Origin of the sequence: Ensifer sp. LC11 (genome assembly GCF_001695835.1) — a bacterium.
Lineage (GTDB): Bacteria > Pseudomonadota > Alphaproteobacteria > Rhizobiales > Rhizobiaceae > Ensifer.
In genome coordinates, this window is sequence record NZ_MBSO01000013.1 from 22,884 (window position 1) to 42,549 (window position 19,666).

15 protein-coding genes are annotated in these 19,666 nt (G+C 62.4%); 9 read left to right on the forward strand and 6 right to left on the reverse strand.

Annotated features, from left to right (window positions below):
• Positions 1-8: 8 nt before the first annotated feature.
• On the reverse strand, positions 9-1,274 hold the full coding sequence (locus BBX50_RS11585) for a transporter (RefSeq protein ID WP_065775481.1): 1,266 nt from the start codon (positions 1,272-1,274) through the stop codon (positions 9-11).
• A 266-nt stretch (positions 1,275-1,540) separates the two neighbouring features.
• Between BBX50_RS11585 and BBX50_RS11590 the strand changes: the two genes are divergently transcribed.
• Both BBX50_RS11590 and folD read left to right on the forward strand, forming a co-directional pair.
• On the forward strand, positions 1,541-3,532 hold the full coding sequence (locus BBX50_RS11590) for a GumC family protein (RefSeq protein WP_065775482.1): 1,992 nt from the start codon (positions 1,541-1,543) through the stop codon (positions 3,530-3,532).
• A gap of 258 nt (positions 3,533-3,790) precedes the next feature.
• On the forward strand, positions 3,791-4,690 hold the full coding sequence (gene folD, locus BBX50_RS11595; RefSeq protein ID WP_065775483.1) for a bifunctional methylenetetrahydrofolate dehydrogenase/methenyltetrahydrofolate cyclohydrolase FolD: 900 nt from the start codon (positions 3,791-3,793) through the stop codon (positions 4,688-4,690).
• Between the two features lie 48 nt (positions 4,691-4,738).
• On the opposite strand, the gene BBX50_RS11600 is transcribed toward folD, so the two are convergent.
• Positions 4,739-5,770, reverse strand: coding sequence for a substrate-binding domain-containing protein (locus BBX50_RS11600; protein WP_065775484.1), 1,032 nt, complete (start codon positions 5,768-5,770; stop codon positions 4,739-4,741).
• A 291-nt stretch (positions 5,771-6,061) separates the two neighbouring features.
• Here BBX50_RS11600 and BBX50_RS11605 point away from each other — a divergent pair, with 291 nt between their 5' ends.
• The 7 genes from BBX50_RS11605 to BBX50_RS11635 all read left to right on the forward strand — a co-directional run bounded on the left by BBX50_RS11605 (position 6,062) and on the right by BBX50_RS11635 (position 13,785).
• Positions 6,062-7,420 (forward strand): ABC transporter substrate-binding protein, encoded by a 1,359-nt coding sequence (locus tag BBX50_RS11605; RefSeq protein ID WP_065775485.1) that lies wholly within the window; start codon positions 6,062-6,064, stop codon positions 7,418-7,420.
• 191 nt (positions 7,421-7,611) lie between these two features.
• Complete coding sequence (locus BBX50_RS11610) at positions 7,612-8,625, forward strand: sugar ABC transporter permease (RefSeq protein ID WP_065775486.1); 1,014 nt, start codon at positions 7,612-7,614, stop codon at positions 8,623-8,625.
• A gap of 1 nt (position 8,626) precedes the next feature.
• On the forward strand, positions 8,627-9,772 hold the full coding sequence (locus BBX50_RS11615; RefSeq protein WP_065775487.1) for a carbohydrate ABC transporter permease: 1,146 nt from the start codon (positions 8,627-8,629) through the stop codon (positions 9,770-9,772).
• Positions 9,773-9,794: 22 nt separating this feature from the next.
• Positions 9,795-11,453: an alpha-glucosidase family protein gene (locus tag BBX50_RS11620; protein WP_139108370.1), complete on the forward strand. Its 1,659-nt coding sequence runs from the start codon at positions 9,795-9,797 to the stop codon at positions 11,451-11,453.
• Positions 11,454-11,512: 59 nt separating this feature from the next.
• Positions 11,513-12,601: a sn-glycerol-3-phosphate ABC transporter ATP-binding protein UgpC gene (gene ugpC / locus BBX50_RS11625; RefSeq protein ID WP_065775488.1), complete on the forward strand. Its 1,089-nt coding sequence runs from the start codon at positions 11,513-11,515 to the stop codon at positions 12,599-12,601.
• Between the two features lie 322 nt (positions 12,602-12,923).
• Positions 12,924-13,334 (forward strand): hypothetical protein, encoded by a 411-nt coding sequence (locus tag BBX50_RS11630; protein ID WP_065775489.1) that lies wholly within the window; start codon positions 12,924-12,926, stop codon positions 13,332-13,334.
• An 85-nt stretch (positions 13,335-13,419) separates the two neighbouring features.
• Entirely contained in the window at positions 13,420-13,785 is a 366-nt protein-coding gene (locus BBX50_RS11635; RefSeq protein ID WP_065775490.1) for a GFA family protein, read from the forward strand.
• Between the two features lie 77 nt (positions 13,786-13,862).
• Here BBX50_RS11635 and edd read toward each other — a convergent pair whose 3' ends face one another.
• From edd to BBX50_RS11655, 4 genes are all read right to left on the reverse strand, one after another.
• Complete coding sequence (gene edd, locus BBX50_RS11640) at positions 13,863-15,683, reverse strand: phosphogluconate dehydratase (protein WP_065775491.1); 1,821 nt, start codon at positions 15,681-15,683, stop codon at positions 13,863-13,865.
• Positions 15,684-15,980: 297 nt separating this feature from the next.
• Positions 15,981-16,679, reverse strand: coding sequence for a 6-phosphogluconolactonase (gene pgl, locus BBX50_RS11645; RefSeq protein ID WP_065775575.1), 699 nt, complete (start codon positions 16,677-16,679; stop codon positions 15,981-15,983).
• Between the two features lie 9 nt (positions 16,680-16,688).
• Positions 16,689-18,164 (reverse strand): glucose-6-phosphate dehydrogenase, encoded by a 1,476-nt coding sequence (zwf, locus tag BBX50_RS11650; protein WP_065775492.1) that lies wholly within the window; start codon positions 18,162-18,164, stop codon positions 16,689-16,691.
• Between the two features lie 208 nt (positions 18,165-18,372).
• Positions 18,373-19,659, reverse strand: a complete 1,287-nt coding sequence (locus BBX50_RS11655) for an FAD-binding oxidoreductase (RefSeq protein ID WP_065775493.1) — start codon at positions 19,657-19,659, stop codon at positions 18,373-18,375.
• Positions 19,660-19,666 lie beyond the last annotated feature (7 nt).

The window sequence follows — 19,666 nt, forward strand, 5'->3', positions numbered from 1 at the left end:
GGCCAGGATCAGATGACGCGCTCCGCCGGCTTCCTGAGAGCCGTGTAGGTCAGAGCGAACGACAGAACGTAGAGAGCGAGAAAGATCGCGTTGAGCGATGGCGCCCATTGGGCGACATCTGTTGTTGTCCGCAGCAACAGGACCAGCAGCGCCACCTTGACCACGCCTGCGATGAAAAGGTTGAGCATGCGCCGTACGGTCCGGCCGGTCGCATAGAGCAGCTCGGAATGATACTCGATCAGGTTGCGGAACGAGGGAACGAGCAGGATCATTGCGACGATGGGGGCGGCCGCGGCGACATTGCGCCCGAGGCCGTTCGGGAAGAGCCAGAGATAGGCGGCCATGGCTGCGATGGCGGCGAGCGACGCAAGCGCCACCAACAGCTCGATCGATAGCCGGACACGCCAGCGGGCAATTGCCTCGGGCGTGCGCATGATGCGTTGCACAAGCAGGGTGTTGAACGACCGCACCGGAAGCGCCGTCAGGTCCGCGAGCCGCATCAAGATGGCATAGAGGCCGGAGACCGCCGGGCCGCCGATCGCAAGCACCGCGATCTTGTCGAACTCAGACTGGATGTAGAAGAGGACCTCGGCACCAGCGACGGAGACAGAATCCGCCCAGCGCCGGAAATAGAGCCGGGGCTGCCAGCGCAACCGGACGCGCGGGTAAAACCAGAAGAGCGCCACGACGAGGCCGAGCGCGTTGGCAAGCAGGTAGAGGTAAGACCAGGCCTCGAGCGATTTCCACGACAGCAGGGCAAAGAGCAATGCCGCTGCCGTGCGGATCGCCGTACCGATCACCACGAGCAGTGCGCCGCGTCCAAAGCGGCCAAGGCCATTCAGCACGATGACAGCGGTTTCCAGCCCGCGCCAGCAGACGATTTCAGCCAGCATGAAGGCGGAAAAGGAGTTCGCCGTCATGTCGCGGGAAAAGAGGGCGATAAAGGTGATGGCGCAGAGGAGGGCGATCAGCGGCAGGGAGAGCACAGCGCCGGCGAGGAAGCCGGTCGTATAGGTGCCGACCAGCAAGGGTTTTACGGTGGCCACCCGGTAGAGCGGCGACATGAAGCCGAAGGCAAGCACACGCGAGATCATGATGCCGGCGGCGGACGCGGTCGCAAACAGTCCGAAATCGGCAATCGTCAGTGTGTTGGCGACCGCGATAAAATAGACGAGAGACAGGACAAGACGCCCGGCCGAACCTCCGGTCATGGAGAGATAGGCGTGGATCAGCGCCCTGTGGCGGAGATAAAGCGCATTGACGCGATGAGGCACGGCCGACGTTCCAATAGCGCGCCTCCCGTCGATGCCGATGGAAGCGCTCTATCTCCTTGTTTTTGCGCAGCGCCGAGCGCGTGCGCGCGGCGCAGGCGGTCGGAATTGCTCTCCTGTTTTCCGTCATAGGCGCGAAAGCTTAATAAGGCGTGAGATCGGTGCGCCCGCGCCCTTGTTCCTTCAAAAGTTAACCATTTGTTTTCCATGTTTCCTTAGGTTGGCTTCACTATTCGGAATTCGCCGTCTCGGCAGCCGCGGGATAAGTCATGTTCAACATCGACGACGAGAAACGCCCGGTTCCGCGTGCATCGTTGCTCGATTTCGCAGCCGAGGACACGCGCGGTTCGGCGCGTGCGCAAAAGCCGCCCGCTACCGGATCTTCGGGCAAAAGCGCGTCGCTGCTCAATCGTTTGTCGCAAACCGAAGGCGCCACCGCGCGCCATCGCGTGCAGTCGACGCCGGAAAAGAAGACATCGACAACCGGTGCCATGGCCGCCAAGCCATCGCGCTATGGTTCGGGTGGCATGAGCGACAGGCTTGCACGCTGGCTGACCGACAGCCCGCCGGGCGGCGCGGTTGCGGCAGTCGAAACGGACGGCGCGTCCACGGGCGATCGTCCGCTCATCGACATCAAGACCGTTCTGCGTTCGGTCTGGCAGCTTCGCAAGATCATCCTTGCAACCACCGCGCTCGGCGCTGTGGGTGGCATTCTCCTGGCGCTTTCGACGCCCAGCATCTTCGTTTCCGAGAGCAAGCTCTATGTCGATCCGCGCGAAGTGCGGCTGACGGATTCTGATCTTTCGAAGCAATCGCTGGCAACCGAAGGCATTCTCGCCCTTGTCGACAGTCAGCTCGAAGTGCTGCGCTCCCGCACCGTCCTGGAGAAGGTGGCGGCCGATCTCGACCTCGAAAACGATACGGAGTTTGCAGGAAAGGCGGCCAGCGGCGATGCCACCGCCCGCGTGCTGAAAAAATTGATCGAGGCCACTCATGTGTGGCGTGACCCGAAGACCTTCATTGTCACCGTTGAGGCGCAAACGCGGTCTCCGGAAAAGTCTGCCCTGGTCGCCAACCGGCTGGTCGAGACCTTCCTCGGCGAGGAAACCGCGGCCCAATCCGGCTTCTTCCAGAAGACCACCGTGGCGCTTGATGCCCGGATCAAGGAGCTGAAGGCGGAACTCGACGCGGCCGAGAAGGCAGTCGAAGACTATAAGGCGAGCAACGACATCGTCGATGCCGGCGGCGAGCTGATTGCCGACAAGCAGCTCTTGAGTCTCAGCGACCAGGTGGCCGCCGTGCGCAACCGCATCGCCGAGGCGAAGGCCAAGGCCGAGGCGTCCGGCAAGGTGGGATTGAGCGATGTCCTGACGGGTGCTTATCCCGAGGAGATCAACTCGCTTGCGCTGTCGGAACTGCGCAAGCAATATGCCGCGACCAAGGCGCAGTTGAGCGCGCTCGACGCGAGCCTCGGGCCGCGCCACCCGCAACGCATCGCCGCCCAGCAATCGCTCGAAGCCTCGCGTGCCGAGATTGCCAACGAATTGCGCCGCATCGCCGCTGCCTCCGGCACGGAGCTTGACCGCGCGCAGCGCACCGAACAGGACCTGGTGCGGCAGCTCGCCGTGCAGAAAGCCAGGCAGATCGCCTCGTCGGCGGAATTCGTCGAGCTGCGCGAACTGCAGCGACAGGCAGCGGCGACGCGTGCAATCTACGAATCCTTCCTGAAACGCGCAGGCGAGACCCGCGAAGAGGAAAAGCTGTCGGCCAAGAACATCCGGGTGATTTCGCGCGCCGAGCCTGCGCTTCAGGCCAAGGGACCATCCCGCAAGATCATCGTGATTGCCGCCACCATGGCCGGCTTCTTCGCGGGCTTCGGTCTCGGTGTCCTGCTCGGCATCTATCGCAGCTTGAATGGCCTGTTCTCGCTCGCGAAAAAGACTGAGGTCGATCAGGATCCAGGACCACCCGAACCGAACGGTGACCCCGAGCCGGCGCAGCGCCGGCAGCCGCAGCCAGCACCCGATCCGGCCAGGTCCGAGCTGCCACCACAATTCAGCCCGGCGGCGCATCATGACCAATCGCTGACCGCTGCCTATGCTGCCACCCGCCGCCGCGAATTGGCGGACCGTTCGCCCCGGCAGCCAGCAACGCCTGTAGAAGCGGAAGGCGACACCGGCATCGCCAAGGTGCAGGAAGACCTCCGCGCGCTCAGGTTCCGCGTCGAGGACTATTCACGTCACAAGCTCGCGCGCGGCTAGCCGATCCAACATGCCGTGAGCCTTTTCCGTACGCGATTGCTCGGGAAGCGATCGTGGTCTCTCACGATCGTAAGCGTTACCAATTTCACCTCTCACCGGTGAGAGGAAATGCCGTGCCGCCACTCGAAACAACCGCCAAGCGCGTCGTCGCCTCTTGCATTTATGCGTTTGGAACAGCATAGGGCGCTTTGAGGCCATCGCCTTTTCCCGGGCGAACTAGAGTGTGCCGCGTGAACTGCAAGCCAGGAGGAACATGCCGTGACGACTGTGATTGATGGCAAGAAAGTCGCCGCTTCGGTGATCGAGACCGTGAAGGCCGCGACCCAGGCGCTCGCGACGGATGCCGGTGTTCGCGCGGGCCTCGCAGTCGTCATCGTTGGCGACGATCCGGCAAGCCATGCCTATGTTTCCTCGAAGAGCAAGATGGCCAAGGAGTGCGGCTTCCTGTCGATCCAGCACACCTTGCCGGAGGCAACGACCCAGGAAGAGCTCGCGGCACTCGTTGCAGACCTCAACGCCGATCCTTCCATTCACGGCATCCTGGTGCAATTGCCCCTGCCCAAGCACCTGAACTCCGAGCCGATCATCCAGTCGATCCTGCCGGAAAAGGACGTTGATGGCCTGCATGTGGTCAACGCCGGCAAGCTGGCGACCGGGGATCTCGAAGGCGGGCTCGTTTCCTGCACGCCGGCCGGCGCGATGGTCTTCGTGCGCCAGACCCATGGCGAGGATCTTTCCGGGTTGAATGCCGTCGTCATTGGCCGTTCGAACCTGTTCGGCAAGCCGATGTCGGCGCTGCTTCTCGCCGCCAACGCAACGGTGACGACGGCGCATTCGCGCACCAAGGACTTGGCCGCCGTCTGCCGCAACGCCGATATCCTCGTGGCCGCCGTCGGCCGCCCGGAGATGGTCAAGGCCGGCTGGGTCAAGCCCGGCGCGACGGTCATCGACGTCGGCATCAACCGGGTGCCGGCGCCCGAAAAAGGCGAGGGCAAGACCAAGCTCGTCGGCGACGTCGCCTTCGCGGAAGCCGCCGAGGTCGCAAGCGTGATCACTCCCGTGCCTGGCGGCGTCGGCCCGATGACCATCGCCATGCTGATGGCAAACACCGTGATTGCCGCCCACCGCAAGGCCGGCCGCAAGCCGCCGCGCTTCTGATAGAATTTCACATCGAAAGACGAGGCGCGCCGCGATTGCGGCGCGTTTTCATTTTTGCGGAGCCGGCCCGGTTGACGCACGCACGATGAGCTCGGCGCGCCAGAGTTCCTGATCCGGATAATCGCCGCGCTTCAGGAGGCCGCCGATCAGCCTTGTGGCGATCCGTGCGCCGGCGGCCCTGAGCGACGAGCGTGTGGTCGTCAGCGGAACGCTGAAGTTTTCAGGCTTCAGCATAGGCAGCACGTCGTCATGGGCGATGAGCGAGATATCGTCGCCGATCTTCAATCCTGCCTGGTTGATAGCCCTGACTGCGCCGAGCGCCAGCACCGTACTGGAGCAGAGCACCGCCGTTGGCGGCTGCGCATGCTGCAGGAAGCGCTGCATGCTGCGATAGCCGTGTTCATCGGTCATCAGCGAATGCTCGACCAGTGCCTCGTCGAGGGCGAGGCCGTGCTCGGCCAGTGCCCGCAGCATCCCCTTCTTGCGACGGATGGAAAAGGCCAGATATTCCGGCCCGTTGATCAGCGCGATCCGCTGATGGCCGAGCTGAATGAGAAGCCGCGCCGCGTCATAGAAGGCGCTCGTGTTGTCGATGTCGAGGAACGGGTAGTCCCGGCTTTCGCCGATCGAACGCCCATGCACGACAAAGGGGATCGACAGCGATTTCAGCATGGCGATGCGCGGATCGTTGGCACGCATATAGGCAAGGAACAGCGCGTCGACATTGCCACTGGCCGCCAACCGCCGGAACGTTACCTCTTCATCTTCCGGCGCGCTTGGATTGAGCACGAAGTGGAAGTCATGCTTGACCGCTTCTTCCGCAAGGCCGGCCAGGAATTCGCCGAAGTGCACGTCAGAATCGATGCCGGGCGCAATCGGCATGACCATGCCGATGGAAAAAGCCCGGCCCGTGGCCAGCCGCTGGGCCGCGCGGTTGGGCCTGTAGCCGGTCTCGCGCACGGCCTGCAGCACGCGTTGGCGGGTCTCGGCATTGACCTCCGGATAGCCGTTCAGCGCCCGGCTGACCGTTGTCTGCGACAGGCCGAGCAGTTCCGCGAGTTGCTTGAGATTGACCGCCATGGTCAGGATTCCTCCCAAAGCGCTTTGGATATCCGTATGATTTTTGGTGTTTGGTCCCAGCGCCTCAGGTTTGTGTAGCATCCGTTTTTCGAGCAACAAAGCAGAATTCAACTATTGCGCGGTGCAAAACGTTACCGCAGAGCACAAAAGCGTCGCATCGAGGACAGGGGCGGGAAAGCTCTTGACTCCGCGCGTGTCGCAATGGTTTGTTAGCGAACTCAAAGCGCTTTGAATTTTTGCGCATTGTCGACTGCCCGGCGGGATCCGGGTTCATCTTGGGAGGAGAAGGACGTGAAGAGATCATTGCTGTTGGGCGTGGCGGCGTTTGCCCTGTTTGCAGGTGCTGCCGGTGCCGCGGACCTCAAGTTCAAGCCGGGCGAAGATTCCAAGTTCAACTGGGCGAGCTTCGAGGAGTTCAAGAAGGGTCACGACCTCAAGGGTCAGACGCTGACGATCTTCGGCCCCTGGCGCGGCGAAGACGAGGCGCTGTTCAAGAGCGTCTACGCCTACTTTACCGAAGCGACGGGCGCCGAGGTCAAATATTCGTCGTCTGAAAACTACGAGCAGCAGATCGTCATCGATACCCAGGCCGGCGGCCCCTCCGAAATCTCGATCCTTCCGCAGCCGGGCCTGATCGCCGATCTCGCCTCCAAGGGCTACCTGACGCCGCTCGGCGACGACACCCAGAAGTGGCTGCTCGACAACTACGCCGCCGGTCAGTCCTGGGTCGATCTGTCGACCTACAAGGGCAAAGATGGCAATGCCGCGCTTTACGCCTTTCCCTACAAGATCGACGTGAAGTCGCTGGTCTGGTACTCGCCGGAAAACTTCGAGGACGCCGGCTACGAAGTGCCGAAGACCATGGAAGAGCTGAAGGCGCTGACCGAGAAGATCGCCGCTGACGGCGGCAAGCCCTGGTGCATCGGTCTCGGTTCGGGCGGCGCGACCGGCTGGCCGGCGACCGACTGGGTGGAAGACATGATGCTGCGCACCCAGCCGGCCGACGTCTACGACAAGTGGGTCAAGAACGAGATCCCGTTCACCGATCCGGCCGTCGTTGGCGCGCTCGACGAGTTCGGCTGGTTCGCCAAGAACGACAAGTTCGTCGATGGCGGTGCGGCGGCCGTAGCCTCGACCGACTTCCGCGACAGCCCGAAGGGGCTCTTTGCTTCGCCGCCGAAGTGCTATCTGCACCACCAGGCGTCGTTCATCCCGTCCTTCTTCCCGGAGGGTACGGTGATCGGCGAGGACGCCGACTTCTTCTACATGCCGCCTTACGACAGCAAGAAGGAACTCGGCAATCCGGTGCTCGGCGCCGGTACGCTGGCGATGATCACCAAGGATTCGCCAGCGGCCCGCGCCTTCGTCGAATTCCTGAAGACGCCGATCGCCCATGAAGTCTGGATGGCGCAGACGAGCTTCCTGACGCCCTACAAGAGCGTCAACGTCGACACCTACGGCAACCCGCCGCTGAAGAAACAGGGCGAGATTCTGCTGAACGCCACCACCTTCCGCTTCGACGGTTCCGACCTGATGCCGGGCAAGATCGGTGCGGGCGCGTTCTGGACCGGCATGGTCGATTTCGTCGGCGGCAAGTCGTCGGCCGAAGTCGCCGACGGCGTCCAGAAGGCCTGGGACGCCATCAAGTAACAACGGATGACGGGCGGCAGAAAAGCCGCCCGTCGCCGATCCGGGTTCGCTGCCTGAGCAGGGTGAGGAAAGGTGAAACGGTTTTCCGTTCGCTTCCCGCTCTTAAACTATGAGAAGCGGCGCGCCCCAACGAGAACGGCGACAATCGCCAGCCCTGCACGGGGACGTGCATCCGAGGGGAGGGACATGTCATGTTTTATCAGCTTGCCGCTGCTGCAGGGTTCATGCTGGCCGGGGTGCTCGGCTGCGCCGCCTATTTCTGGGGAACCAGTCTCATTCTGGACCTGATCTTCCCGTCGAAGGGAAAATCCGGTGCAGTCGCGTCGAAAAACCTGCGCATCACCAACGCCATCCGCCCATGGCTGTTCCTGGCGCCGGCGCTTTTCGCCCTGACGACTTATCTTATCTATCCGGTCATCATGTCGCTCTGGTACAGCTTCCATGACCGCGCCGGACAGAGTTTCGTCGGCGTCAGCAACTATGCCTGGATGGTCAAGGACGGCGAGTTCCGCCAGTCGATCTACAACAATTTCCTTTGGCTGCTGGTCGTTCCGGCACTCGCGACCTTTTTCGGCCTGGTCATCGCCGCGCTCACCGACCGCATCTGGTGGGGCAATATTGCCAAGACGCTGATCTTCATGCCGATGGCGATCTCGTTTGTTGGTGCCGCGGTCATCTGGAAGTTCATCTATGATTTCCGGCCCGAAGGGGCAGAGCAGATCGGTCTTTTGAACGCCATCGTCGTTGCTTTCGGCGGCGCCCCGCAGGCCTGGATCACGCTGCCCTTCTGGAACAACTTCTTCCTGATGGCGATCCTGGTGTGGATCCAGACCGGTTTCGCCATGGTGATCCTGTCGGCGGCCCTTCGTGGCATTCCCGAGGAAACGATCGAGGCGGCCGTCATCGACGGCGCCAATGGCTGGCAGATCTTTTTCAAGATCATGGTGCCGCAGATCTGGGGCACGATCGCCGTCGTCTGGACGACCATCACCATCCTCGTTCTGAAGGTCTTCGACATCGTGCTGGCGATGACCAACGGCCAATGGCAGAGCCAGGTGCTTGCAAACCTCATGTTCGACTGGATGTTCCGCGGCGGCGGTGACTTCGGCCGCGGTGCGGCGATCGCCGTCGTCATCATGATCCTCGTCGTCCCGATCATGATCTGGAACATCCGCAATGCGGCCAAGGAAATGAAGGGGCACTGAGATGAATCCAGCGACACGCTCACCCCTCATGTGGGTCGTCCACCTTTCCGTCCTGTTGATCGTTGCGCTCTGGACGCTGCCGACCGCCGGCCTGTTGATCTCGTCGCTGCGCGACAAGGACCAGCTTGCCGTCTCCGGCTGGTGGACGGCACTTTCGACCTCGTCGCAGAACATCGTCGTCCGGGCGCCCGGCCCCGAGCGCCAGGTCGAACGCGACGGCAAGTTCGTGATCTCAGGCAACCTGCTCGAAGGGCAGCAGGGGCAGATCTCCGCCTTCGGCTTTTCCAGCCGCGAGCCGACCGCCTTCAAGGCCGGCGAAACCGCCGACCTTAACGACGGCGAAAAGCTGACCGTCCAGGCTGACGGCAATTTCGAGATCGTCTCCGACAAGAAGATGGAAGGGTCGCGCGGCCAGCGCGTCTTCGTCACGGCGTCGTCACCACCGCGCTTCACCTTCGACAACTATGTCGAGGTGTTGAGTGCCGAAGGCATCGGCCGATCCTTCATCAACTCGCTCACGGTCGCCGTCCCGGCGACGATCATCCCGATCATGATCGCCGCCTTCGCGGCCTATGCACTCGCCTGGATGCCATTCCCGGGCCGGGCGATCCTCATCGCTGTCGTCGTCGGCCTGCTGGTCGTGCCGCTGCAGATGTCGCTGATCCCGCTTCTGAAGCTCTATAACGGTGTCGGCACGATCCTCGGCGTGCCGCCCAAGACCTATGTCGGCATCTGGCTGGCGCATACGGGCTTCGGCCTGCCGCTGGCGATCTATCTTCTGCGCAACTACATGGCCGGACTGCCGCGTGAAATCATGGAATCCGCCCGCGTCGATGGCGCCAGCGATTTCGATATCTTCGTCAAGATCATCCTGCCGCTCTCCTTCCCGGCGCTCGCTTCCTTCGCAATCTTCCAGTTCCTGTGGACCTGGAACGACCTGCTGGTGGCGATCGTTTTCTTAGGCGCTGGCCCGGACGAACTGGTTCTGACCGGCCGGCTCGTCAACTTGCTCGGTTCGCGCGGCGGCAACTGGGAAATCCTGACGGCTTCCGCCTTCATTACCATCATCGTTCCGCTGATCGTCTTCTTCAGCCTGCAGCGCTATCTCGTGCGCGGTCTGCTGGCGGGGTCGGTCAAGGGCGGCTGACAACCAAGGACTTTTTACGAAAATGAGCATGACCGAAATCAGCAAATCCACGATGCAGCCCGATAAGGATTGGTGGCGTGGCGCGGTGATCTACCAGGTCTATCCGCGCTCCTACCAGGATTCCAATGGTGACGGTATCGGCGACCTCAAGGGCATCGTCGCCCGGCTGCCGCATATCGCTGCCCTCGGTGCCGATGCGATCTGGATTTCGCCGTTCTTCACCTCTCCGATGAAGGACTTCGGTTACGACGTCTCCAACTACACCGATGTCGACCAGATCTTCGGCAGCCTTGCCGATTTCGACGCCGTGATATCAGAGGCCCACCGCCTTGGTATCCGGGTGATGATCGACCTCGTGCTGTCGCATACCTCTGACCAGCATCCCTGGTTCGTCGAAAGCCGCGCGAGCCGGACAAACGCCAAGGCCGACTGGTACGTCTGGGCTGATTCCAAGCCGGACGGCACCCCACCCAACAACTGGCTGTCGATCTTTGGCGGCTCGGCCTGGGCCTGGGATCCGACCCGCCTGCAATATTACCTGCACAACTTCCTGACCTCGCAGCCGGACCTCAACCTGCACAATCCGGACGTTCAGGACGCGCTGCTTAGCGTCGAGCGCTTCTGGCTGGAGCGCGGCGTCGACGGCTTCCGTCTCGACACCATCAATTTCTACTTCCACGACAAGCAGCTGCGCGACAACCCGGCGCTGGCGCCGGAGCGCCGCAATGCCCAGACCGCGCCCGCGGTGAACCCCTACAACTATCAGGAGCACCTCTACGACAAGAACCAGCCGGAAAACCTGGCGTTCTTGAAGCGCTTCCGCGCCGTCATGGACGAGTTCCCGGCAATCGCCGCCGTCGGCGAGGTCGGTGACAGCCAGCGCGGCCTGGAGATCGCCGGGCAATACACCTCCGGCGGCGACAAGATGCAGATGTGCTACGCCTTCGAGTTCCTGGCGCCCGATCCGTTGACGCCGGCCACCGTCGCCGAAGTTCTCAGGAACTTCCAGAAGGCAGCGCCCGAGGGCTGGGCCTGCTGGGCGTTTTCCAACCACGATGTCGTGCGCCATGTCAGCCGCTGGGGTGAAGGCGTTGCCGATCGCGACGCGCATGCCAAGCTGCTTGCGAGCTTGCTGATGTCGCTCCGCGGCTCGGTCTGCATCTACCAGGGCGAGGAACTGGCGCTGAGCGAAGCCGAGCTTGCCTACGAGGATCTGAAGGATCCCTATGGCATCCAGTTCTGGCCCGACTTCAAGGGCCGCGACGGCTGCCGTACGCCGATGGTCTGGGACGGTGCTGCGGTCAATGGTGGTTTCGGCAGTGCGAAACCCTGGTTGCCGGTGCCGGCGGACCATCTGAAACGCGCCGTATCGGCGCAGCAAGGCGATGAGGCGTCCGTACTCGAACACTACCGCCGCTTCCTGCATTTCAGGAAGGCGCATCCGGCCTTCGCCAAGGGCGAGATCGAGTTCCTGAGTACGGATGGGCAGGTGCTCGCCTTCGTGCGCAGCCACGGCAACGAGAAGCTTTTCTGCCTGTTCAACATGAGCGGCGAACCGGCGACGGCCACGCTGCCAAACGAACCGGTCGCCGCGCTTGAAGGCCACGGTTTTGCAACCGAAGTGAAAGATAGAACGGTCAACCTGCCGGCCTGGGGCGCTTATTTCGCGCGGCTGGTGTGAAGGTCGACTGGGTAAGATGAAAGCAAGAACTGACGGGAAGAACCGAAGGGGAGGGTGCAATGACGGGTCTGCTGCTTAAAGATATCCGCAAGTCCTATGGCGCGGTCGATGTCATTCACGGCATCAATCTCGACATCAAGCAGGGCGAATTCATCGTCTTCGTCGGCCCCTCCGGCTGCGGAAAGTCGACACTTTTGCGCATGATCGCGGGTCTCGAAGAGATAACCGGCGGCGACATGTTCATCGACGGCGAGCGGGTCAACACGGTGCCGCCGTCGAAGCGCGGCATTGCCATGGTGTTCCAGTCCTACGCGCTCTATCCGCACATGACGGTCTACGACAACATGGCCTTCGGCATGCGGATCGCCAAGGAGACGAAGGAGGAGATCGATCGCCGCGTGCGCAACGCCGCCGATATCCTCCAGCTCACCAAGTATCTCGACCGCCTGCCGAAGGCACTGTCAGGCGGTCAGCGCCAGCGCGTCGCCATCGGCCGCGCGATCTGCCGTGACCCCAAGGTCTTCCTGTTCGACGAACCGCTGTCGAACCTGGATGCGGCGCTGCGCGTTGCCACCCGCATCGAGATCGCCAAGCTCAACGAGCAGATGGCGGACACGACGATGATCTATGTCACCCACGATCAGGTGGAGGCGATGACGCTCGCCGACCGCATCGTGGTGCTGTCGCAGGGGCATATCGAGCAGGTGGGCGCGCCACTTGAACTATACGAACGTCCGGCCAATCTCTTCGTCGCGCGCTTCATCGGCTCGCCGGCGATGAACATCATCCCCTCGACGGTCACCGCCACCGGCGCACAGACGACGGTGAAACTGACCGGCGGCAAGAGCGTGACGCTCGATATCCCGACGGATGCATCGCAGAGCGGCAAGACGGCGAGCTTCGGCGTTCGGCCGGAGGACCTACAGACCACCACCAGTGACGACTTCCTGTTCGAAGGTACGGTCGCCATCGTCGAGGCGCTCGGCGAAGTAACCTTGCTCTATATCGAGGGGCTCGTCGACAAGGAGCCGATCATCGCCAAGATTCCTGGCATCCTGCCCGTTCATCGCGGCGACAGGGTACGCTTCACCGCCGACAAGGCCAAGCTGCACCTCTTTAACGCCGAGGGTCGCAGCTACCGCGTCTAAAGCAATTCCAGGAAAAGTGCGCAGCGGTTTTCCGTCCGGAATTGCGTAGGCAGCATTCCAGGAAAAGTGCGCAGCGGTTTTCCGTCCGGAATTGCGCAGGCAGCAGTCCAGGAAAAGTGCGCAGCGGTTTTCCGTCCGGAATTGCGTAGGCAGCATTCCAGGAAAAGTGCGCAGCGGTTTCCGTCCGAAATAGCGTAGCGAAGCAGCTGTTCTCGACCCGCCCGTAAAATCGGGCGGGTTTTTTCAATGCAACCTGCAGATCAAACCCTCTGTTAAATCTCTGCCGCTAGTCTGTCTTAAAGGGGATAGGAAAGGCATATCGATGAGAGGCGCGGCGCCGGCGATGCAGCAGCACTTCCTGAACAAGGAAGAGTCCTTCATGTACGATCGGGAAACGAATTTTCCGATGGAGGACACACGAAACGAAGCCCGCATCGAATATACCGAGAAGGGTGTGACGCAGCTAAGCTCGCGGCGCTGCGAGATCATCAAACTGTCGAAGAGCGGTGCGGTCATCAGTATCCTGACGCAATATCAGCTGCCGCAGAATTTCTATCTGGACATCCCGAGCGCACGCATCCAGATGGTTGGCTGCCTGATGAGGCGCGTGCACGCCAACAACATCATCGAAGCGCGGTTCCTGCGGCTTCTGACCGACCGCGACCTCAACCGCATCTTCGTCTACAGCACCCATCCGAACCACCGCAACCGCACGCTCGATATCTATCGCTGAGGCCCGGCAACCAAGGGCGAGGCTTGACCGCCCCGCAGCTGCAATGTTTGGTTGAGGTCCTCTTCAACAGATCCGGACCGGTACCATGCAGCGACCCTATCGGCTTTCCTGCCATTGCGGCGACATTTGCTTCGAAGTCGATGAGGAGCTTACCGGCCTTGTCGATTGCAATTGCTCGACCTGTCGGCGTTCTGGCTTCCTGCATTGGAAAGTGGACGCAGCCAAGGTGAGGCTGCTCACCGAGAAGCGTCGCCTGTCGAGCTACATCTGGCGCGGCCTCAACGAGGGGCACCACTTCTGCCCGACCTGCTCGACGCCGATCATGCGCAGCGGTTATCCGGACAACAAGATCTCCATCAATGCCCGCTGCATTGAGAACATCGACGTCTTCACGCTCGATATCCAACGCTACGATGGTCGCAACGATATGTTCCCAGGTCCGCTGCCGTGAACGGGCCGTGATCTGGAAGTCCAGCGACAAACGTTGAAGAAAAAACGCCGCCCCCATCTGAGCGGCGCTTCGTCGCCTTAGTGGAAGAGAACGCTCGCGCCGTGATCGGCAGCACCGGCGATCGCACGGAACGGGGCGAAGAGCTCGCGACCCATGCCGAAGTCGTTGTCGGAGAGGTCGGCATGCGCCGGCACCCGCGTCTTCAGCGCGATATCCTCGACCAGCACTTCGATCGTTCCGGCCACCGCATCGATGCGGACGATATCGCCTTCCTGGATGCGCGCGATCGGCCCGCCATCCTTGGCCTCGGGCGTCACGTGGATTGCCGCCGGCACCTTGCCGGACGCGCCGGACATGCGGCCATCGGTGAGGATGGCGACACGCTGGCCTCGATCCTGGAGAATACCAAGCACGGTCGTCAGCTTGTGCAGTTCCGGCATGCCGTTGGCCTTCGGCCCCTGGAAGCGCACGACCGCGACGAAGTCGCCCTCGAGCTTGCCGGCCTTGAAGGCGGAGTTCAGTTCTGCCTGGTCATGGAAGATCTTGGCCGGCGCCTCGATGACGTGGCGGTCCGGCTTGACGGCGGAGATCTTGATCACCGCCTTGCCGAGATTGCCGGTCAGCATCTTCAGGCCACCGGTGTGCTGGAACGGCTGGTCGATGGTCGCAAGCACCTTCGGATCAGCACTTTCCTTCGGCGTCGGCACGCGCTCGACGCTGCCATCGGCGCCGAGCCGGACGTCGATCTTGTAAGCGTCGAGACCCTGACCGACGACGGTACGGACGTCGTCGTGCAACAGGCCGCCCCGAAGCAGCTGGCTGATCAGGAAGCCCATGCCGCCGGCGGCGTGGAAGTGGTTCACGTCGGCAAGCCCGTTCGGGTAGACGCGTGCCAGCAGCGGCACGATATCCGAAAGCTCGGAAATGTCCTGCCAGGTGAGCACGATGCCGGCTGCGCGCGCCATGGCGACGAGGTGCATGGTGTGGTTGGTCGAACCGCCGGTCGCATGCAGGCCGACGACGCCGTTGACGATCGACCGCTCGTCGATCATTTCGCCCGCCGGTGTGAACTCGTTGCCCATGGCGGTGATCGCGAGCGCGCGCTTGGCGGCTTCCTTGGTCAGCGCATCGCGCAGCGGCGTGCCTGGATTGATGAAGGAGGCGCCCGGCAGATGGAAGCCCATGATCTCCATCAGCATCTGGTTGGAATTGGCGGTGCCGTAAAAGGTGCAGGTGCCCGGTCCGTGGTAGGACTTGGACTCCGCTTCGAGAAGTTCGTCGCGGCCGACCTTGCCTTCGGCAAACAGCTGGCGAACCCGCGCCTTCTCGTCGTTCGGAAGCCCCGAGGTCATGGGACCGGCAGGCACGAAGATCGCGGGCAGGTGACCGAAGGTGAGAGCCGCGATGACGAGGCCGGGGACGATCTTGTCACAGACTCCGAGATAGACGGTGGAATCGAACATGTTATGCGACAGGCCGACGCCGGCGGCCATGGCGATCAGGTCGCGGGAAAAGAGCGAGAGCTCCATGCCCGGCTGCCCCTGCGTGACGCCGTCACACATGGCCGGCACGCCGCCGGCAACCTGCGCGACGCCGCCCGCTTCGCGCGCGGCATCACGGATGAGCGCCGGGTAGGTCTCGAACGGCTGATGCGCCGAGAGCATGTCATTATAGGAGGTGATGATGCCGAGATTGGGCACGCGGTCGCCCGCCAGCGCCACCTTCTCGGCGGGGGAACAGACGGCAAAACCATGCGCGAGGTTGCCGCAGCCAAGCACGCTGCGGTGGGGCCCGTTCGACGCGGCACGGCGGACGCGGTCGAGATAGGGTTCGCGGTGAGGTTTCGAGCGCTCAACGATGCGAGCGGTGATCGCGGCAATGCGGGAATCGGCGGACATGACAAATCCTGTTCCGGAGTCCTCAAGACTCCTCATCTTCATCCAGTCATCGGTCCGGAGCGCGGCGAGCGTGGGAGAGCGCACGTCGCGTCCCGGCATGTTTTCGAAACACCTCATCGTTCCGGTGGCAGCGCGCTACCGGCTGAACGTGTCTCCAAAGTTCATATTGGGCCGGTTGGACCCAACATCTTTCCGATCTAGAGCGCCGGCGTTCATAGAAACGCACAAGGGACGCTCTAGCACTCTGATCCCAAAGCATCGTTCTGCCTCAAGTGATCCCACCTGAGGCAGGATGCCCTAGGGCGCCCAGTAAACCTGGACGGGCGATGCGGCACGACGCAGCATCGCGCGGATCGGCATATCCTGCTCGCCGCCGGCCTCCTCGGCCTTGGCGAGAACGGTCTTCTTGCCTTCACCTTCGATATGCAGCACCAGGAGCCGCGCATCCTGAAGGCTGGCGAAGGTCAGGGTCAGGCGGGTTTCGCCGGCGCCCTGCGCTTCCATCGTGATCACGCCGCGCGGCGTTGCCGGATCGATGGCACGCGCGAGCTGCGATCCGCCCGGGAAGAACGACGCCGTGTGACCGTCCGTTCCCATGCCGAGGATCGCGACGTCGAACGGTGCGCCGATGGCGGCGGTTTCCCGGCCCGCGATCTCAGCCGCGGCCTCGGCCGAGGGAGCGGCATGGTAAAGCGGCAGAAACGTTGCCGCTGCCGCCTTGCCCTGCAGCAGGTTGGCGGCCACGAGGCCGTGATTGGAGCGATCGCTTTCCGGCGGCACGAAGCGTTCGTCCACCAGCGTCACCGTCACCTTGTCCCAGGCGATGTCCTTCTTCGAAAGCGCCTGGAAGAAGGCCTTGGGCGTCGAGCCGCCAGAAACTGCAATGCTTGCCGCGCCGCGCGCCGCGATGCCGGCGGAAAGGGCGCTGCTCACCGCCTCGGCCAGGCCTTCCGCCAGTGCTGCACCGTTTTCGAAGGTATGAAGCGTTGTTGTCATGGTCATACCTTAGATCGCGTCGTGCCAGGTGCGGCCGTCACGCTCGATCAGCGCGATCGACTGGCTTGGCCCCCAGGTGCCGGCGGTGTAACCCTGGACCTGCTGGCCGGTTTCCTCCCAGGCTTTGAGGATCGGATCGACCCATTTCCATGCGGCTTCGACCTCGTCGCGGCGCACGAACAGCGTCTGATTGTTGCGCACGACATCGAACAGCAGCCGTTCATAGGCGTCGGCGTTGCGCACGGCAAAGGCTTCGGCGAAGCTCATATCGAGCGAGACATTGCGCAGGCGCATGCCACCTGGCCCCGGGTCCTTGATCATCAGCGACTGCTTGACGCCTTCGTTCGGCTGCAGGCGGATGACCAGCTGGTTGGCCGAGATGCGACCGGCGTTGTTGTCGAAGATCGAGTGCGGGATCTGCTTGAACGTGATGACGATCTCCGACATGCGGCCGGCAAGGCGCTTGCCGGTACGGATGTAGAAGGGCACGCCGGCCCAACGCCAGTTGCTGACTTCCGCCTTGATCGCGACGAAGGTCTCGGTGTTGGAAACGCCGCCTTCGAGCTCTTCGAGGTAGCCCTTGACCGGACCGCCGGCCGAGGCGCCGGCACGGTACTGGCCGCGCACCGTCACCTGCTCGACGTTGGATGAGGTGATCGGCTTCAGTGCGCGCAGAACCTTCAGCTTTTCGTCGCGAACCGCTTCCGCGTCCATCGAGGTCGGCGCTTCCATTGCGACGAAGCAGACGAGCTGAAGGATATGGTTCTGCACCATGTCACGCAGCGCACCGGCCTTGTCGTAGTAGCCGGCACGATTTTCCAGGCCCACGGCTTCAGACACGGTGATCTGCACGTGGTCGATATGGGCGGAGTTCCACAGCGGCTCGTAAAGCGCATTGGCAAAGCGCAGCGCCATCAGGTTCTGCACCGTCTCCTTGCCGAGATAGTGGTCGATGCGGAAGATCTGCTCTTCGCGGAAGACCTTGCCGATCGTGTCGTTGAGCTCGGTCGCCGATGCGAGGTCGCGGCCGATCGGCTTTTCGACGACGATGCGGGTGTTCTTGGTGATCAGCTTGTGATCGCGGATGCGCTCGGAAATGTCGCCGAAGATCGCCGGGCCGACGGCGAGATAGAAGGCGCGGATGCGCTCCTTGCCCTCTTCGAGAATCTTCTTCAGGGCGTCCCAGCCCTGGTCCGACTTGGCGTCGACCGAAACATAGAACAGTCGTGCGGCGAACTTGGCGACTTCTTCTTCATTGTATTCGTCGGCCTTCAGGTGCTCCTTCAGCGCATCGACGGCGAACTTGCGATAGTCCTCATGGCTGAGCGCCGCGCGCGACGCACCGATGATGCGGGTCGGCTCGGTAATCTGGCCTTCCAATTGCCGGTGATAGAGCGCCGGCAACAGCTTGCGCTCCGCAAGATCGCCGGTGCCCCCGAACACCACATAGTCAAATGGTTCGACGGGAATGATCTGGCTGCTCATGGGATATCTCGATCTGTTCAGGTCAGGGGCACATATAATCTAATCGATTTAAAAGCGCTAGAGCGGGATGAGGAAAAGTGCGCGCGGTTTTCCGCCCGCATCCCGCTCTACCTTCTAACTATCGATCACGTTTGTGATTTTGGTCGAGCCGACACAAAAACATCGTGATCTCGAATGCGGCGCAATAAAATGCTGCCGCAAGTGCTTCTCAGAACCTGTCGCGCAATGCGTACCAGCTTAACGCGAAGAAGAGAAGGGCGGAGCGGAACCGTGTACCACCAGGAAAAGCCGGGATCTTCAGGGCTTTCAAGAGATCAAGCTCGGTGTCTTTGCCCAGGACCAGATCCGCATAGAGCTTGCCGCAATAGTTGGAAAGCATCACGCCATGGCCGGAATAGCCGCCGATCGAGGTGACGCCAGGCATGACTTCACGGCAGAAGGGCGTGCGCGGCAGCGTGATGCCGACGGAACCACCCCAGGCATGGGTGATCTCGACATTGGCGAGTTCCGGATAGATCTCGCTGATCTGGCGGCGGATATGGGTCGAGATATCGCGCGGATTGTCGGCGGTATAGGCCTCGCGGCCGCCAAAGAGCAGCCGCCCGTCCCGCGACTTGCGGAAATAGCGCACGACGAAACGTGAATCGTCGACCGATTCGCCGCCGGGAATGACACCCGGATGATCGGAAAGCACGGTTGTTGCGCCGATGAAGGAGCGGATCGGCATCACGTGGCTGGCGCTCACCGGCTCCAGATTGCCGATATAAGCATTGCAGGCCACCAGCACGCGGTCGGCGGTGATCGTGCCATGGTCGGTGGTGACGACGATCGCGCCCGCGTTCCGCTCGATCTTCAGAGCCTTTGTCTGTTCGAAGAGATTGGCTCCGGCAAGGGCGGCCTGTTTCGCCAGCCCGACCAGAAGCTTCATCGGGTGGATATGGCCGGTGCCGGCATCGCGGATGCCGAAGTGATAGTGGCTCGATCCGAGCCGGCTCGCGGTTTCCTCGCGCTCCATGAAGGAGAGATGCGGGTAGCCGAAGCGCGTCGCCATCGCTTCGGCATGGTCGCGATAGTCCTTCTCCAGGCTTTTCTTGTGCCCGACCGAGAGTTGGCCGGGCACGAATTCGATGTCGATGTCGTGGGCGCTCGCGAAGTCGAGCACGTAGCGCTTGGCGTTCTCGGCCATGTCGAAGAGCGCTTGCGCCCGCTCATGGCCGAGGCTTGTCTCCGTCTCGTCCGCCCAGGCGCGCTGCCCGGTGCCTAACTGGCCGCCATTGCGACCCGACGCCCCGTCGCCGAAGCGACAGGCGTCGATCAGGGTTACATCCACGCCTTGGCGCGCCAGATTGTAGGCGGCCTGCAAGCCCGTGTAGCCCCCGCCGATGATCGCGACGCCGGCCTTCCGTGATCCGGGCATGGCGGGATAGTCCGGGCGATCCGGAACGGTTGCCTCATACCAGGAGTAACCGGGCGAGATCGGGCTTTGCCAGGACATGGAGGGC

Coding starts and splice junctions, on each gene's coding strand:
- BBX50_RS11600 (WP_065775484.1), bottom strand. CDS start 5,770: ATGGCGGTCAATCTCAAGCAACTCGCGGAACTGCTCGGCCTGTCGCAG.
- zwf (WP_065775492.1), bottom strand. CDS start 18,164: ATGAGCAGCCAGATCATTCCCGTCGAACCATTTGACTATGTGGTGTTC.
- BBX50_RS11655 (WP_065775493.1), bottom strand. CDS start 19,659: ATGTCCTGGCAAAGCCCGATCTCGCCCGGTTACTCCTGGTATGAGGCA.
- BBX50_RS11615 (WP_065775487.1), top strand. CDS start 8,627: ATGAATCCAGCGACACGCTCACCCCTCATGTGGGTCGTCCACCTTTCC.
- BBX50_RS11590 (WP_065775482.1), top strand. CDS start 1,541: ATGTTCAACATCGACGACGAGAAACGCCCGGTTCCGCGTGCATCGTTG.
- BBX50_RS11630 (WP_065775489.1), top strand. CDS start 12,924: ATGAGAGGCGCGGCGCCGGCGATGCAGCAGCACTTCCTGAACAAGGAA.
- BBX50_RS11610 (WP_065775486.1), top strand. CDS start 7,612: ATGTTTTATCAGCTTGCCGCTGCTGCAGGGTTCATGCTGGCCGGGGTG.
- pgl (WP_065775575.1), bottom strand. CDS start 16,679: ATGACAACAACGCTTCATACCTTCGAAAACGGTGCAGCACTGGCGGAA.
- ugpC (WP_065775488.1), top strand. CDS start 11,513: ATGACGGGTCTGCTGCTTAAAGATATCCGCAAGTCCTATGGCGCGGTC.
- BBX50_RS11635 (WP_065775490.1), top strand. CDS start 13,420: ATGCAGCGACCCTATCGGCTTTCCTGCCATTGCGGCGACATTTGCTTC.
- edd (WP_065775491.1), bottom strand. CDS start 15,683: ATGTCCGCCGATTCCCGCATTGCCGCGATCACCGCTCGCATCGTTGAG.
- BBX50_RS11620 (WP_139108370.1), top strand. CDS start 9,795: ATGAGCATGACCGAAATCAGCAAATCCACGATGCAGCCCGATAAGGAT.